General features: G+C 57.9%; 12 protein-coding genes. 4 read left to right on the forward strand and 8 right to left on the reverse strand.

Annotated features, from left to right (window positions below; translation table 11 throughout):
- Positions 1-83: 83 nt before the first annotated feature.
- Entirely contained in the window at positions 84-791 is a 708-nt protein-coding gene (lexA, locus tag GRI38_RS04960) for a transcriptional repressor LexA (protein WP_160681783.1), read from the forward strand.
- A gap of 35 nt (positions 792-826) precedes the next feature.
- On the opposite strand, the gene GRI38_RS04965 is transcribed toward lexA, so the two are convergent.
- Complete coding sequence (locus tag GRI38_RS04965) at positions 827-2926, reverse strand: ComEC/Rec2 family competence protein (RefSeq protein ID WP_237487351.1); 2100 nt, start codon at positions 2924-2926, stop codon at positions 827-829.
- 125 nt (positions 2927-3051) lie between these two features.
- Between GRI38_RS04965 and gltX the strand changes: the two genes are divergently transcribed.
- Together gltX and GRI38_RS04975 are read left to right on the forward strand one after the other, a co-directional pair.
- On the forward strand, positions 3052-4479 hold the full coding sequence (gltX, locus tag GRI38_RS04970) for a glutamate--tRNA ligase (RefSeq protein ID WP_160681785.1): 1428 nt from the start codon (positions 3052-3054) through the stop codon (positions 4477-4479).
- A gap of 18 nt (positions 4480-4497) precedes the next feature.
- Positions 4498-5784 carry a citrate synthase gene (locus GRI38_RS04975; RefSeq protein WP_160681786.1) on the forward strand — a complete coding sequence of 429 codons (1287 nt, stop codon included), beginning with the start codon at positions 4498-4500 and terminating at the stop codon, positions 5782-5784.
- Positions 5785-5821: 37 nt separating this feature from the next.
- On the opposite strand, the gene GRI38_RS04980 is transcribed toward GRI38_RS04975, so the two are convergent.
- The 4 genes from GRI38_RS04980 to GRI38_RS04995 form a co-directional block, all read right to left on the reverse strand.
- On the reverse strand, positions 5822-7249 hold the full coding sequence (locus GRI38_RS04980) for a sensor histidine kinase (protein WP_160681787.1): 1428 nt from the start codon (positions 7247-7249) through the stop codon (positions 5822-5824).
- 1 nt (position 7250) lies between these two features.
- Complete coding sequence (locus GRI38_RS04985) at positions 7251-8201, reverse strand: hypothetical protein (protein WP_160681788.1); 951 nt, start codon at positions 8199-8201, stop codon at positions 7251-7253.
- A gap of 23 nt (positions 8202-8224) precedes the next feature.
- Positions 8225-9061, reverse strand: coding sequence for a hypothetical protein (locus tag GRI38_RS04990; RefSeq protein WP_160681789.1), 837 nt, complete (start codon positions 9059-9061; stop codon positions 8225-8227).
- A 424-nt stretch (positions 9062-9485) separates the two neighbouring features.
- The gene (locus GRI38_RS04995) at positions 9486-9797 is read right to left on the reverse strand and encodes an Hpt domain-containing protein (protein WP_160681790.1); all 312 of its coding nucleotides are present in this window, start codon (positions 9795-9797) and stop codon (positions 9486-9488) included.
- Between the two features lie 71 nt (positions 9798-9868).
- On the opposite strand from GRI38_RS04995, the gene GRI38_RS05000 reads away from it, so the two are divergent.
- The gene (locus GRI38_RS05000; protein ID WP_160681791.1) at positions 9869-12439 is read left to right on the forward strand and encodes a coiled-coil domain-containing protein; all 2571 of its coding nucleotides are present in this window, start codon (positions 9869-9871) and stop codon (positions 12437-12439) included.
- A gap of 10 nt (positions 12440-12449) precedes the next feature.
- On the opposite strand, the gene GRI38_RS05005 is transcribed toward GRI38_RS05000, so the two are convergent.
- Genes GRI38_RS05005 through GRI38_RS05015 form a run of 3 tightly spaced genes read right to left on the reverse strand, consistent with a single transcriptional unit; the run spans position 12450 to position 15179 of the window.
- Complete coding sequence (locus GRI38_RS05005) at positions 12450-12722, reverse strand: DUF1467 family protein (protein ID WP_160681792.1); 273 nt, start codon at positions 12720-12722, stop codon at positions 12450-12452.
- A 4-nt stretch (positions 12723-12726) separates the two neighbouring features.
- Entirely contained in the window at positions 12727-14391 is a 1665-nt protein-coding gene (locus GRI38_RS05010; protein ID WP_160681793.1) for a ribonuclease J, read from the reverse strand.
- The gene (locus GRI38_RS05015) at positions 14388-15179 is read right to left on the reverse strand and encodes a type III pantothenate kinase (RefSeq protein WP_160681794.1); all 792 of its coding nucleotides are present in this window, start codon (positions 15177-15179) and stop codon (positions 14388-14390) included. Before GRI38_RS05015 ends, GRI38_RS05010 begins: the two co-directional genes overlap by 4 nt.
- Position 15180 lies beyond the last annotated feature (1 nt).

Consider the following 15180-nt stretch of genomic DNA (forward strand, 5'->3'; position numbering starts at 1 on the left):
CCTACTTGTTCCGTATTCGTTCGCGAAATGTGTTAACTAATCGCTGACGGATTTTGGAATGGCTTGGCAAGGAGGCCAACTGGATGCTTACCGCGAAACAGCACGAACTGCTTCTCTTCATTGCGCGCCGGCTCGAAGCGACGGGCATCTCGCCCTCTTTCGAAGAGATGAAGGATGCCCTCGACCTTAAGAGCAAGTCCGGGGTTCATCGGCTGATCTCTGCGTTGGAAGAACGCGGTTTCATCCGGCGTTTGCCTAACCGTGCCCGTGCGCTCGAGGTGCTGAAGGTTCCTGAAACTGCCGGTGCGGATCAGTCGCCTGCGAGTGAGAATGGTTCGGCGGAGCCGAAGTCCGACACGGTGGTTCCGTTCAAGAAATCTACCGCAACGCAGCCCACCGCAGCGAACGACATCGTCGAAGTACCGCTTCACGGTCGTATTGCGGCTGGCGCCCCGATCGAGGCGATCGAGGATTTCAATAGCCTTCCGGTTCCAGCAGCGCTCCTCGGTCCGGGCGAGCATTATGCGCTCGAAGTTTCCGGCGATTCTATGATCGAGGCCGGCATTTTCGACGGCGATTATGCCCTGATCCGCCGGACGGAATCTGCGCGTGATGGCGAGATCGTCGTCGCTTTGGTGGATGACGAGGAAGCGACTCTTAAATATCTGCGCCGCGATGGTGCTCGCGTAAGGCTGGATCCGGCGAACGAAATGTACGAACCGCAGATCTACAACTCCTCGCAGGTAAAGGTTCAGGGCAAGCTTGCCGGATTGCTGCGCCGTTATCATTAAAATCGCGGTGTCGTGACGGCGCTTTCACCCGCAAATCATCGCTGAAAGGCGCGTTTATCTTCGCGCCACCAGCCATGATCTCCTTGGCTGTCGGCAACGCGCTCGACAGTTTGGTTTGAAAGGTTAATGGAAAGCCCGCCGGCCTGCTCCAGCATGCGGCGATCGGCTTTCAGCCAGCGCGGGCGGCAACTGCGCCGCAAGCGGCGGTCAGCTATCACGATGTCGACATTGGCACAGGCCGCCGACAGTTCGCGTTCGCTTACGAGGTTCCTGCTTCTCGCGACGAGAATTTGCCAAATCTCTCCTTCCCGTTCGAGAGTCGTGAGACAGAAATCCGCGCTGCAGCGTGCCCTGTCCCACTGCTCAAACGGCAAGGGTTCGCCCTCCAGCCCCGATAGTTCGAGGAAATTATCGCGTGTGTACCCGCTTTGCGTAGCACGCAAGACAAGTAGCCGTTCGCCTTCACCGGCAATTCCGACATGTCGCCCATCACGCGAGATCATCACGTCAGGGCTCGTCGTAAAAACGAACATCACAATAGCTGCCGAGACCGGAACAATTCCGAGCAACCTCGCACGACCGTTCCACAAAGCCATCCATAATGCACCGAACGCGAAGATAAGCACTGCCGGCAAAGCTAACTGTGGTATCAACCGGACGGCGCCCGGAATATTCGCCGTATGGTGGGCAATCCACAATAACAAGTCCAGCGACATGCCCACGAGCCACCATAACGGTCGGCCTAGCCCAACCAAATCCAGCAGAAGGGCCGCTGCAATTGCGGGCATCGAGACAAAGGTCACAAGCGGAATTGCGACAACGTTGGCGAAAGCGCCGTAGATACCGGACCGATGAAAGTGATAAAGGACGATCGGCGTCAGGGCGATTTCGATAACGAGGCCGGTCGTAAATAGCATCATCACCCTGCGCGCGAACCAAACCAGCCATCTTTCTTCGCGTGGAGCTAGAAACCGGCGCACCGGCTCCAAGGAATGTAGGGAAACGATAGCAATGACGGCCGCAAAGCTCATCTGAAAGCTCGGCCCGATGACCGCTTCGGGCCAAGCGATCATCACGGCAATCGCGGCTACGGCTATCATCCGAAGGGAAAGGGGCTCTCGCCCGAGCGCGAGCGCGACGAGCACGAGCAGCGCAGCGATACAGCTTCGCACGGTCGGAACCTGTGCCCCTGTAAGGACGGTGTATGCTATACCCGCCAATGCAGCGAGCGCGGCAGCCATAAGCGGAACCCGAAATCGCAGGGCTATTGGCGGAAAGAGCGCCATCAGTTTCAATGCGATGAAATACGCGGCTCCGATGACTGCACTGACATGCAATCCGCTGATCGACAAAAGATGGGTCAGCCCAGCATCACGCATGGCAATCTCATCAGGTTTGCCGATGGAACCTCGATCCCCGCTCGCGAAAGCAGCGGCAATATGACCCGCGCTGCCAGAGACCTGCGTACGGACGTGAGCAGAGAGGCGGCGCTGCATTTCGGAAATGTCGCTCGTTGCAGGCGGGCGTCGGACGAGTTCGACATCTCCGATAACCGATCCCGATGCTGCCAATCCGTCGAACCAGGCAGATCGCGCGAAATCGTAAGAGCCTGGGAGCATCGGTCCGGCCGGGGGCATGAGGCGCGCTCTCAATCGCACGATTGCCCCCTCCCGAAACTCATCGCTGTCCTTAGCCTGCGGCAAGTTTACTCGAATTTTGCGAGGTAGTCCGGTGTCACGATCCGTTACCGCCAGGACGAGACGCGTTCGATCCTCCGCAGGTTGTTCGATGCGCTCAATGACGCGCCCGTCGAACCATTCGATCATCGGTCGCTCGATCGCGGGCTGACCAACCATAGCTGAGCGAGCCCAGACTGCTCCGAAGCCGGCAAGTGTCATACCGCCTAGGGAAACAACGGCCAACAGGAGGGCCGCTCGCTCGACCCTGTCCCGCCAAACCGAAATCGAAAGGAATATCAGCAACCCCAACGCAGTGGCAAAGCCTATCCATTGCGCCTTCGTGTTGAGCAAAAACCAGCTTGCGATGCCGCAAGCCATCGCAACTGCCAGCCAGGGACCGCGATCGAAAGCGCTCCGTTCCAGAAACTCTTCCAACCGGTCCCCGGTGCTGGACAAAGCTGCCTTGATCGGCCAATGGCGCGAAGTTCGTCGTGGATGCTGCCAAGGTGCATTTTCTTCGAAATCACCATGTTGTTGAAGGGCGCCCATGACCGGCAATAAGTTAGAAGTCAGAGGTTAAGATGAGTTTGTCGCCGAAACCGGTCGTAACGCGCTTCGCGCCCTCGCCCACCGGGTTTCTGCACATTGGAGGCGCGCGAACGGCACTCTTCAATTGGCTGTTCGCGCGACATCACGGCGGAAAGGCTCTGCTCCGGATCGAGGATACCGATCGCAAGCGATCCACTCCAGAAGCGATCGAAGCGATCTTCGACGGTCTTGAGTGGCTGGGTCTGGATTACGACGAAGAACCCGTATTTCAATCGAAGCGCGCAGAACGGCATGCGGAGGTTGCGGCAAAACTGCTCGCCGCCGGTCATGCCTACAAATGCTTTGCGACGGCGGAAGAACTCGAAGAAATGCGCGCTGAGCAGCGTGCCAACAAGCAGCCTATCCGGTATGATGGCCGCTGGCGAGACCGCGACCCTTCCGAAGCGAAACCCGGCACCCCCTTCACGGTAAGGCTCAAGACGCCAAGAGGCGGCACAACCGAAATCGAGGACGCCGTTCAGGGCAAGGTGTCGGTTTCGAACGACGAGATCGACGACTATGTCCTCCTGCGGGCCGACGGTTCGCCGACCTATATGCTAGCAGTTGTCGTCGATGATCACGACATGGGATGCACGCACATCATCCGCGGCGACGATCACCTCAACAATGCTTTCCGTCAGTTGCCTGTCATTCGTGCAATGAACGAGATCGAGGGGGATTGGCCTGACCCGCGATACGCGCATGTACCGCTCATCCATGGTTCTGACGGGGCTAAACTTTCGAAGCGTCACGGTGCGCTCGGCGTCGAAGCTTACCGCGACGACTTCGGCATATTGTCGGAAGCAATGAACAATTATTTGCTCCGGCTCGGTTGGGGCCACGGCGATCGCGAAGAATTGACGCGGCAGGAAGCGATAGAGTTGTTCGATCTTTCGGGCGTCGGCAAAAGCCCGTCCCGCTTCGACCTGAAGAAGCTCGAGAACCTGAACGGGCATTACATCCGCGAGGCCGACGATGACCGGCTCGTCGAACTTGTTGCCGAGCGGTATGAAAAGTCAATTGATCGGGACTTGTTGGCTGCAGCGATGCCGTTTCTCAAGACGAGGGCCAAGAACCTCAACGAACTGGCCGAAGGCGCTCGATTCCTGTTCGCGCAAAGACCGCTCGCGATGACCGAGAAAGCTGAGCTTCTGCTCGACGGTGATGCGCGCCTCAATCTGGCACGGGTCCACGAAGCGCTGAGCCGTGAAAATGACTGGACAAGCGAGGCACTCGAAGCCACTACCAAATCGCTGGCCGAGACGCTCGGCCTGGGTCTGGGCAAGCTTGCGCAACCGATGCGCGCGGCGCTGACCGGCACGACGACGTCGCCGGGAATTTTCGACGTGCTGGTCCTATTGGGCCGGGACGAGTCCCTCGCCCGTATCAGGGCGCAGGCCGCTCCGACCGAAGACGAATGAATTTTAAGGAGATGTGTTTTGGCCGATAACGAGGCGAAGCTGCAGATTGACGATGCTACGCAGGATTTCCCGATCCTTCAGGGTAGCTGCGGACCGGATGTCATCGATATTCGCAAGCTGTATGGTCAGACCGGACGCTTCACCTTCGATCCCGGCTATAAATCTACCGCGAGCTGCGAAAGCGCCCTGACCTTCATCGATGGTCAGGAAGGCGTCCTTCTCCACCGCGGCTATCCCATCGGTCAGCTGGCGGAACATTCCAGTTTCATGGAAGTCTCCTACCTTCTCCTGAACGGAGAACTGCCGAAAGCGGACGAACTCGATGAGTTCACTTATACCATCACGCGCCATACGATGCTGCACGATCAGCTTCGCCAGTTCTATCAAGGTTTCCGCCGCGATGCGCACCCGATGGCGATCATGTGCGGGGTGGTCGGCGCGCTTTCGGCTTTCTACCACGACAGCACGGATATCTCCGATCCGGAGCACCGGAAGATTTCGAGCCATCGATTGCTGGCCAAGATGCCGACAATTGCGGCCTGGGCATACAAATATTCGATCGGTCAGCCATTTCTGCAGCCGGACAACTCACTGAGTTACACCGGCAACTTCCTGCGAATGACCTTCGGTGTTCCGGCAGAGGAATACGAAGTCATTCCCGAAGTCGAGCGAGCAATGGACCGCATCTTCATTCTTCATGCGGACCACGAACAGAATGCTTCCACATCGACAGTGCGGCTTGCCGGTTCGTCGGGGGCCAACCCGTTCGCCTGCATCGCCGCCGGCATCGCATGTCTTTGGGGTCCGGCGCATGGCGGCGCGAACGAAGCCGCGTTGAACATGCTCCGCGAGATCGGAACGCCGGACAAGATCCCCCACTATATCGAGCGTGCGAAGGACAAGAACGATCCGTTCCGCCTGATGGGCTTCGGACACCGTGTCTACAAGAACTACGATCCGCGCGCGACCGTCATGCAGAAGACGGTGCGCGAAGTTTTCGACGCACTGAAGGTGAAGGATCCGGTCTTCGAAACGGCGTTGCAGCTCGAAGAGATCGCTCTCAACGATGATTATTTCCGCGAGAAGAAGCTGTTCCCGAACGTCGATTTCTATTCGGGTATCATCCTGTCAGCCATCGGCTTCCCGACGACGATGTTCACCGCTCTCTTCGCGCTTGCGCGGACGGTCGGCTGGGTCGCGCAATGGAACGAGATGATTTCCGACCCAGGCCAGGTTATCGGTCGTCCGCGGCAGCTTTATACCGGTCCGACGCAACGCGACTACGTACCGGTCGACAAGCGCTGAGACAAAAAGGCGAGAGCGCGAATATCGCGCTTTCGCCCTAATTCGTGCCGTGAGAGTTTTTGGGGATGGATAGCGTGAAGCGTGCCCCCTGCCCCGGCGCGCTTTCGACCGACAGATCGCCACCCATCGCTCGGGCTATCTTGCGCGAAATGTAAAGCCCGAGACCGGTTCCGCCGTCGCCAGAACGACCGAGGCGCTCGAACTTGTCGAAAACCTTCGCTTGCTGGCTTTCGCTCAATCCTGCTCCCTGATCAGCGACCGTCAGCATCGCCTCGTCCTCAGTCTCGTCGAGACACAGCCAAATCTGCGAACTTTCCGGAGAATAACGGACGGCGTTACCGAGCAGGTTGAGAAGGACCTGAAGAACGCGGCGGAATTCGCCTGTCGCTGTCAGACTTTCCCCTTTTTGCGGCATGATCAGAGAAATTCCTCTCTCCGAAGCCTTGCCGCGCAGGATACTCGCAGCACGCCGTGCAACCTCGGCCAAATCGATAATGTCGGGAGCCGTACTGAACTCTGCATCTTCCACGGCCTCCAGATCGCCCACATCGTCGATAAGATTGAGCAGATGCTGCCCGGCCGCAGCGATGTCCGAAGCGTAGTCGCTGTAGGCGTCGTCGATCGGTCCCGCGAGCTTTGTGCGGATCGTTTCGGCATTCGCGATAATACGTGCGATTGGCTGCCGAAGAACGGGGGAAAGGTCTCGCCCGATCAAGTCAAATGTCGCCGAGGCAACTTGCTTGTCTGACTGCTCCGGTGCGATGAATGCGCTGTCAGGGATCAGGTAAAGCATGAAACCAGTTGGCTGTCCTGCGTCCGGTTTGAGAGGCTGAAAACTGATCTTCCAATGCCGCTTCGAACCCGGCAACGTGCAACGCGCACCGTTCAAGACGCGCCAATGACTTTCGTCTATGTCGTCATGATCATTGAACACCACGAGATGACGCCAAGATTGTCCAATCGCCGCCTTCATTTTCTTGGCGGCGCTGATCGTGTCGGGCGCAGAGGCATCGACCGAGACGATCTCCTCATTGGGACCGAGCCGGAGTGCCAATTCCGAAAGCAGTTTCTCTGCGTCCTCGCTTCGGTTGGCCATGGACGACGCCGAAGCTAGATCTTCGCGTTGCTTGTTCCAGCTGAAAATCGCGATCCGCGTGCCTGCATATTCGGGCGCCCCGCGTTCCGCTCCACTAGTTTGACTTCCGCCGATCGCGAAATGAGGGGTCAGTTCGATCCATGCGCGGATCTCGTGCTCTCCGTCGAAGGCGCGGATCTGTCTCGCGATGCGGAATCCATACTCCTTCGTCTTTCGGACAAGCTCCGCCAATTGGGGAACTGCGACAGGGCCCGGTATCGCGCCGCCGCAATCGGCTTGCAATTCGGCCAAGGCGTCGCCTGCTTCTATCAGCCAGCCATTCGCATCGCACCGTCCTTCGATCAGGGGTTTATCGAGGGTGTCGATCATATCAAGAACCGTGCCTTGCTTCGGCGAAATACAAGGTTCGCGCCTCAACCTGATCGATCTCACCGCTCCACGCCGCTTCCGCGTGTTCGTCGGACAGATAGGCCAGATCTGCTAATGCTGCCGTCCGTTTCTTGCCGACTGCATGAAGCGCCAGCGAAAGGCGGCTGGCCTGTGACAAGTCGAGAAGTCGGACGATCTCCTCGCGCTCCTGCTTCAACGCATCGCTCAGGAGCGAGACGAATAGAGACAGACCAGACTTTTCGAGCGGAAAAATTTCATCTCCTGTGTCCGTGACGATTGTTGCCAACCGCTCGAGCAAGGCGGTCCGGCTGTTGCGCTCGTCATAGGCGTTCCGGATTTGCGCTTCACTCGCAGTCATCGCCGCGCCGTTCTGCGGGCTGCCGCTATTGCGCCAGTCACGCAGAACCTCGTGAAGGATGTCCGCCGGGAGTTGCGACAGCGGAAGGTGCATGCGTTCGAGCGATTGCAAGAACTGCCCCTGACTTGCCACGAAACGCATTGCGAGCGAGGCAGTGCTTTCCTTATCGTCTGAAAGACAATCGCGGATCACCGGCGGGAGAATTGGGTCTGCGCCCCGTGTCTTTTGCAAACGAAGGAGAAGCGTATATTCGAGGGACAGTGCGTGACAGTGCCGAAGGAGCGCTTCGTTGTTCTCGAGATATCGACTGATCCGCCCAACAGATGGGGCGGTTGAGTTGCTCGAATTATCGGTTTCCCGTTCCGCTTCGCTCAATTGCCGGGCAAGACTGCGGACAAGACCTCGTGTCCGAGCAATGATAGCGTCACTGAAATATCGCGAGGGCGGCGCGGCAAACAATAGGGCAAGGGTCGCATCGGTTTGCCGTGCGAACCGTTCCTCCTGCGCCAGGCGAGCGAGGAAATCATCGGATGGTCCGACCGTTTCGTCTTCTGTCAGAACCTCGTCGCTCATGCTTCTTCGCTAGCATGGCGTAGTTAATCAGTCGTTATTCTCGTTTCGCGATCGTGCCACAAGAGGACAGCGATAACGTAAACACATAGCACCATAACTGTATGAAGCAGCTGATCGACTAAGGCTGCCATGCTTAGAAAAAGAAACAGGGTCGCCCTATCCTTCAGCATCTCCAGCCATCGAGTGTCTTTGCTTTGCGCGATATAAAGCGTTCCGAACAGCACGACCCCAGCGAAAATCCTAACTAATGAAAAACCGGTCTCGGGCTGTAGCGAGACAATGGCGATTGCCAGAAGCTCGAAGCCGAGCAACATCGTGTTGATCCTGCTGCGTGTAGCGCCAAAATTGCGAAGTTTGTCGATGGTCGAAGCGGCGTAGATCATCGCGGTGCCGACCGCGCACAGAAAAAGAGCAGCCGCAACGAGTTCGAAATACAGAGCCAGCAGGATCGTCGCGCATAGGACGAGAGATATCAGGCTCACCTGCCGGACGATCGAACCTTCGGGCAGACCCTTGCTAGCTACGCTCAGCGCGACACGTTGCGCCACGCCTTTCAAGGGTTGCGAAAAACGGACCGGCGTTACCACGGTTGCAAATTCGCGTTCCTCGAAATTGCCGCGTTGCTCGGACGTCGCGAACGGCAACAGGAAATAATCCTCCTGTTCCTTCACGATATCGGACAAGATGGGTGTTCCGTCCTGTAGGGCCAACCGCAGCAACGTCGAAGTTGCGTCGATGTCTTCGGGAAAGTCATGCAGGCTTTGAGCAAGGTGCCCCCGGATCATTGCCAAGCCGAACCATCTGCGCTTCGCGTCGATCCGCTCATGCTCGTCGCCCTTTTCGTCCGCGGGAACGGCCATGACGAAAGGATCGGCAAATGCGAGTCCTTCGGCAAGTTGAGATGAAATGGCTAACCCATCTGCAACCAGCATCAATTCGTCATCCGATCCGATGGAATTCGCGACTTTCTCGACGCTATCGCAGAACTCTACTTGGAGACCCAAACTTGAGCAGAGATTGGTAAGCCGATCATTTTGTGGCGATTGGTCGTCGACAAGAACCAGAACTTTCGAACAGCCGAATTGGTGCGCCAACTTGATCTGACGATGAATGATCGACGAACCCGCCACTGGAAGAAAGGCAGCGACTTGCTCTCGCCCTTCGGCGTTTCTGCTTAAGGCGCTTAGCAGCGCTATCCGCACCCGTCCTCTCCCGTCGCCAGTCGTTCACCGGTAAACGGCGACAATGCGGAAATAAAGAGGGGCTAGCTGACGGTAAGCGCGTTCAGCGTGCTTCCATATTTGCAAAAGACGCGAGAACGGCATCCATTTTTCGCAACACGGTCGGCTCGCCGGGCGCGGAAGCGAGGGTCTCGTCAGCCAGCGCGACGAGCTGCTCTGCATGGAAGCTCGCTGCGATCGCCCGCAACCGTAAGGCCGCCATGTTCCAGTTCGCGTCGCAACGCGATCTTTTCAACAGATCGAGCTGCCGGGCAATGCTGTCGAGAAAGGCAGTCGCAAGTTCTCCCTGCAGCGCGGCGTTGTCGCCCGCCGCGGCAGAGATCGTCGCCTCAAGATTGCCGTTGTCGTAAGCCATCGGCGCACAATCTACCGCAATTAAGGTTAAAAAGTTTTTAAGCCCTATTCTTACGTGATAGCTTGCTTCTCATGGTCACGAATTCCCACATCAGAGCCGTCGAAGGCGATCACCAGGTCGTCGATGCAGCCCCGCAGGATCCGCATGAAAGCACACTCATCCTGGACGAGCATCAGATTGCGCGCGACGATGGCTACTACGATGCCGATGGACTGATCGCTGCGGAAGAAGACGGCAGCTTTCACGACGAAAACGAGACCGGCGGACTATGGTTGCCGATCGTCGCAGCGAGCGCGGCGATCGCATGGACCGGCTACTTCTTCTGGTCCAAAAGTTCTCTATGGGAGAGTGGTCTTTCTCCTTCTCGCGTCAGCGATCTTCTGGTTGGTTGGGCGGTTCCGCTGGTTCTGATCGCCGTCGCCTATATTCTGTATACGCGGTCAAGCACTCGCGAGATCAAGCGATACGGCGATGCGGCAAACTCTTTGAGGCAGGCTTCGCTGGAACTCGAACACCGGCTAAATACCGTAAACCGCGAGCTGAGCCTTGCGCGCGAGTTCCTGACGATACAATCGCGCGAGCTCGAATATGTCGGCCGCAGTGCAAGCGAGCGGCTGTCCGACCACGCGACCGTCCTTCAGTCGCTGATTGGCCGCAATAACGACGAGGTCGAGAAGATTGCGACGGTAAGCGAGGTCGCTGCGGGGAACATGGAGAAAATTCGCGACGATCTCCCTGTGATCGCCAATTCGGCGCGCGACGTCGCCAACCAGATCGCCGGCGCTGGCCGAGGTGCTCAGCGGCAGGTCGAAACACTCATTACCGGTTTCGAACGGCTCAATAAGTTCGGCTTGGCCAGCGAACGACAGGTCGATGCTTTGAAAGCGAAACTCGACGAAACCTATACCCACTTCACGGAAACATCGGAATATGTGAATGTCGCCGCCGCAAGCCGGTTCAAGGAACTGGGCAAGGCGATCGAATTGTTGCGGTCCGAACTCGAGGACCACGAAATCGCGGCTCTCGGAAGCATTCGCCAGAGGGCGCACAAGCTGAACGATGAATTGAACGCCTTGCGGGACGAGTCCGTGGAGCGGGAAAGCGTTATGCTAACCGCGCTGATCGAGCGGATCGAGGAGTTGCGGTCCTCGGCGGATCGCGTGTCGGATCGCCTTGGCGAGGCGCAAAACGCAGCCCGTTCGGATTGGGACGAGCACCTCGTGAAGATCGAGGACGATGTGTCCGGCCTTCAACACAATCTACGGCTGCACGCTTCGGACCTCGAAGACGACCTCAACAAACGGGGCGAACGACTGCTCGCGCTTGGCGAGGATGTAAGTCGCGACCTCGCCGCTCGCATCGAGGAACTGGATAACCGCCTGGAAGCGAAGCGCGGGGTATTCACCGACTATTCCGAAAGGCTCGGGGCAGATCTCGATAGCATGGGCGCGCGTATCGACGAGCTTGCCTCGAAGATCGGCTCACTTTCAGAAGCCGGAGAAAAAACGCGCGAGCAATTGAGAAACGACGTCGTTTCTCTTCGCGATCATGTCGAGGAAGGCAAGCGAATGCTCGACGCAACGCGCAGCGATATGGCGACGGCAACCGACGACAGCGTCAGGCTTCTCGAACTGCTTCAGGCAAGCGTCACGCAAACGGAAAAAGTCCTGCCCGAAAGCATCGGAGCGAGCGAAACCAAGATTGCCGCCCTTTCCGAGGCGCTCGAACAGCTTGTCGACAAACTACGTGAAGCAGATGCTCATGGCACATCGCTCTCGACGAATATCAGCGCGAGCAGCGAGAAGAGCGTTGCCGCCATCGACTACCTCGATGGCTGGCGCTCTCGCCTCGAGGAGGGTGTTGATGCTCAACAGCTGCGGCTATCAAGTCTGAAGGACGGGTTGGAAGAAATTTCTGCCCTGCTGGACGATCAATCCAAACGTTCGACGGACGAACTTCGCGGCGTCATCGAGACTTCAAGACAAGCTGTCGACGAGGCGCTCGCATCCTTTCGCGATCCCGATTCGAACAGGTATGAGGAAATTGCGCAACTCGTCGGAAGTGCAAGCGCGCGTGCGGTTGAAGATGCCGTGCGAACGAAGGCTGAGGAAACGGTCGAGGCCTTGGAACTATCGAGCGCGCGTGCGGCAAAGCACAGCGAGGAGACGGCCGACGTCCTGCGCAACGAGCTTGCACGCATAGAAGAGATGACAGCCCAACTCGAAACCCGGATCGATCATATTCGCGAACGTGCGAACGACCGACTCGATAGCGACTTCTCGCGCCGGGTTGCCGTCATCACGGAAAATCTCAATTCTTCCGCGATCGATATTTCGAAGGCCATGTCGGAGGATGTCAGCGAAACTGCCTGGGCATCCTATCTGAAAGGCGATCGCGGCATCTTCACACGCCGTGCCGTTCGCCTGCTGGACAATACGCAGGCGAAGGAAATCGCGGCCCTATACGACAGCGACGCCGAGTTTCGCGAACATGTGAGCCGCTACATCCATGATTTCGAGGAACTGCTTCGCTCCTTCCTCGCGACAGAAAACGGCAACGCGCTAAGCGTAACGGTTCTGGGATCGGATATGGGCAAGCTCTATGTCGCACTCGCACAGGCAATCGAGCGTCTGCGCAACTGAGAGAGGCCGATCAGTCCTTTGCGCGCGCGAAGAAGTCGAGATCGTTCGCGGTAATCCAGCCATTCTCGTAATTGGCAACGAATAGCGCGGTCAGAACGGCCGCGAGGATGGTTGCACGCGTTAGGAGCCGTTTAGGTCGGAAATTCGCCGGAGCGCTGTCGGCCTGACCGGGCGTTTTCTCGAGACCCATTTCCTCATGTGTCTTCACGCCGAACGGCAGAAGCATGAAAGCGGTCGCAATCCAGATGAGGACGAAGATCGCTATGATCGAGGTCCATTGCACGGTCTTAAACTTCCTTCGCTAGGTGACGCGGCATCAGCACCTTTACTTGCGGCTTCTTCCCGCTCCAGCGAACTGCTGCACGACGCGCAGCCAAGCGCGCTGCCTCGTGAATGGAATTTGCGTCGTTCCTGTCCTTCCCGCGTAACTTGGCGATCGCATCGGTAACGTCGCTTTCGGCTTCCGTTACGAACTCATCGAAATCCTCGTCCAGCGGCAGGCCGATCGCATCGATCTGCGGTGTCAGACGGTTATCAAGCGCTACAATGACCAAACCGTTCAAGGCCATTCGACGTCGCATCGTGATAGCCTCGCCGTCTGCCGGAACGATCAGATCGCCATCGAGCAGCAGTCGGTCTGCGCGGATTTCTCCGAGCTTTTGCGGATCGCCGGGAGCAAGCCTGACTATCTCGCCGTTACGTTGAACCAGATTGTGAGCGATTCCGCGATCTCGGCCGAGACGCGCCTGCTCCCGCATGTGGCGCATCTCCCCATGAACGGGTACGAGAATCTCCGGTTGAAGCCACTCATAAAGTGCTTCCAGTTCGGGGCGCCCGGGGTGGCCAGAGACATGGATCATGTTCTGCCGATCCGTGACCATTTCAATTCCGCGATCGGCAAGAGCATTCTGCATCCGTCCGATCGCAATCTCGTTGCCGGGTATCTGCCTGCTGGAGAAGAGAACGACATCGCCGCGCGTCAGTTCGAGGGGGTGGTTATCCTCTGCTATTCGCGCGAGAGCGGCGCGCGGTTCGCCCTGCCCGCCCGTCGCAATAATAAGCACGTCTCCGCGCGGCAGCCGCATTGCCGTGTCGAAATCTACCGTTTTGGGAAAGTCGAGCAGATAATCATTGTCCTGTGCGACTTCCAGAATGCGATCGAGCGAGCGGCCGGCGACGCAAACCTGCCGCCCGGTCTCACGAGCGACGGCCCCGAGCGTATGGAGACGAGCGACGTTAGAGGCGAAGGTCGTGACCAGGACTCGCTTACCCTCGTGCTTGCGCACCTCATCCAGCAATCCGCGATAGACCGCGCCCTCCGAACCGCTCGGTTCGGGATTGAACACGTTCGTCGAATCGCAAACCAGGGCGAGGACTCCGTCCTCTCCGATCGAGCGAAGCTCTTCCTCCGTCGTCGGCTCTCCGATTATCGGATCTTCATCGAGCTTCCAGTCGCCGGTGTGAAACACCCGTCCGAAAGGCGTCTCGATCAGCAAGGCGTGACCCTCGGCAATCGAGTGCGCAAGCGGAAGATATTCGACGGTGAAAGGCCCGAGATCGAACGTGCCATGATCGTGCGGGATCACGTTGAGTTCGACTTGCTTCTCCAAGCCCGCCTCCGCAAGCTTCCGCCGGACAAGATCCGCCGTAAACGGCGTCGCATAGAGGGGAACACCCAGTTCCTCTGCGAAATATGGCACTGCGCCGATATGATCCTCATGGGCGTGTGTCAGCACGATTCCGAGAAGGTCCTTCCGCCGGTCCTCGATGAATTCGATGTCGGCGAAGACGAGGTCGACGCCCGGATATTCATTTCCGGAAAAGGTCATCCCGAGATCGACCATCAGCCATTTGCCCTGACAGCCGTAAAGGTTGACGTTCATGCCGATCTCGCCCGAACCGCCAAGGGCGAGGAACAGCAATTCGTCTTCGGGCTGGTAATTCTTCTTCATGTATCGATCTGTTCCGAAAGTATGGCCAGACCGCGAATGGTCAGGTCGGTTTCCACCGCATCGAAGATGTCGGTGTTTGTGTCGAAAAGGATTGCCAGTCCGCCGGTCGCGACGACCTTTACCGGGCGGCCAATCTCCCGCTTCATGCGAGCAATCAGGCCTTCCATCATCGCCACATAACCCCAATAGACGCCGATAAGCATCTGTTCCTCGGTCGTACGTCCGACGACGCTATCATTGTCGGGTGCGCGTATGCCGATGCGCGGAAGCTTTGCCGTTTTGCCGACCAGCGCATCGAGCGAGAGGTTGATACCCGGTGCGATAATTCCGCCTTTGTAAGCGCCGTGAAAGTCGATCGCTTCGAATTTGGTGGCCGTTCCGAAATCGACGACGATAAGATCACCACCGAAAATATGGCTTGCGGCGATGCAATTGAGGGCGCGGTCCGCGCCCAGAGAAGAGGGCTGGTCGACGTCGATCTCGAATGTCCATCTTGCCTCGCCCTGCCCTGCGAAAATAGGCGTGATGCCGAAATACTTCTCGGCAAGAACGGTCAGATTATGCTCGGCACGCGGTACGACGGAACCGACCACGATGCGCGTAACATCGGAAGTTTCGTAGCCTTCGATCTTGAGCAGCTGAACGAGCCAGACAGCATATTCGTCCCCGGTCCGGCGAGGATCGGTGGCAATTCGCCAACGCGCATGGATGTTGTCCCGCCCGGTTCCCTTCCGGTCGAACAGGGCGAAAACGACGTTCGTATTGCCTACGTCGATGACCAGCAGCATG

The sequence above is a fragment of the Parapontixanthobacter aurantiacus genome (assembly GCF_009827635.1).
Classification (GTDB): Bacteria; Pseudomonadota; Alphaproteobacteria; order Sphingomonadales; family Sphingomonadaceae; genus Parapontixanthobacter; species Parapontixanthobacter aurantiacus.

What these genes read in the sequence shown, in the direction of transcription:
- GRI38_RS04980 (WP_160681787.1), bottom strand. Translation starts at nt 7,249, where the DNA reads ATGATCGACACCCTCGATAAACCCCTGATCGAAGGACGGTGCGATGCG.
- GRI38_RS05010 (WP_160681793.1), bottom strand. Translation starts at nt 14,391, where the DNA reads ATGAAGAAGAATTACCAGCCCGAAGACGAATTGCTGTTCCTCGCCCTT.
- GRI38_RS05000 (WP_160681791.1), top strand. Translation starts at nt 9,869, where the DNA reads ATGGTCACGAATTCCCACATCAGAGCCGTCGAAGGCGATCACCAGGTC.
- GRI38_RS04990 (WP_160681789.1), bottom strand. Translation starts at nt 9,061, where the DNA reads ATGGCCGTTCCCGCGGACGAAAAGGGCGACGAGCATGAGCGGATCGAC.
- GRI38_RS04985 (WP_160681788.1), bottom strand. Translation starts at nt 8,201, where the DNA reads ATGAGCGACGAGGTTCTGACAGAAGACGAAACGGTCGGACCATCCGAT.
- lexA (WP_160681783.1), top strand. Translation starts at nt 84, where the DNA reads ATGCTTACCGCGAAACAGCACGAACTGCTTCTCTTCATTGCGCGCCGG.
- GRI38_RS04995 (WP_160681790.1), bottom strand. Translation starts at nt 9,797, where the DNA reads ATGGCTTACGACAACGGCAATCTTGAGGCGACGATCTCTGCCGCGGCG.
- GRI38_RS05015 (WP_160681794.1), bottom strand. Translation starts at nt 15,179, where the DNA reads ATGCTGCTGGTCATCGACGTAGGCAATACGAACGTCGTTTTCGCCCTG.
- gltX (WP_160681785.1), top strand. Translation starts at nt 3,052, where the DNA reads ATGAGTTTGTCGCCGAAACCGGTCGTAACGCGCTTCGCGCCCTCGCCC.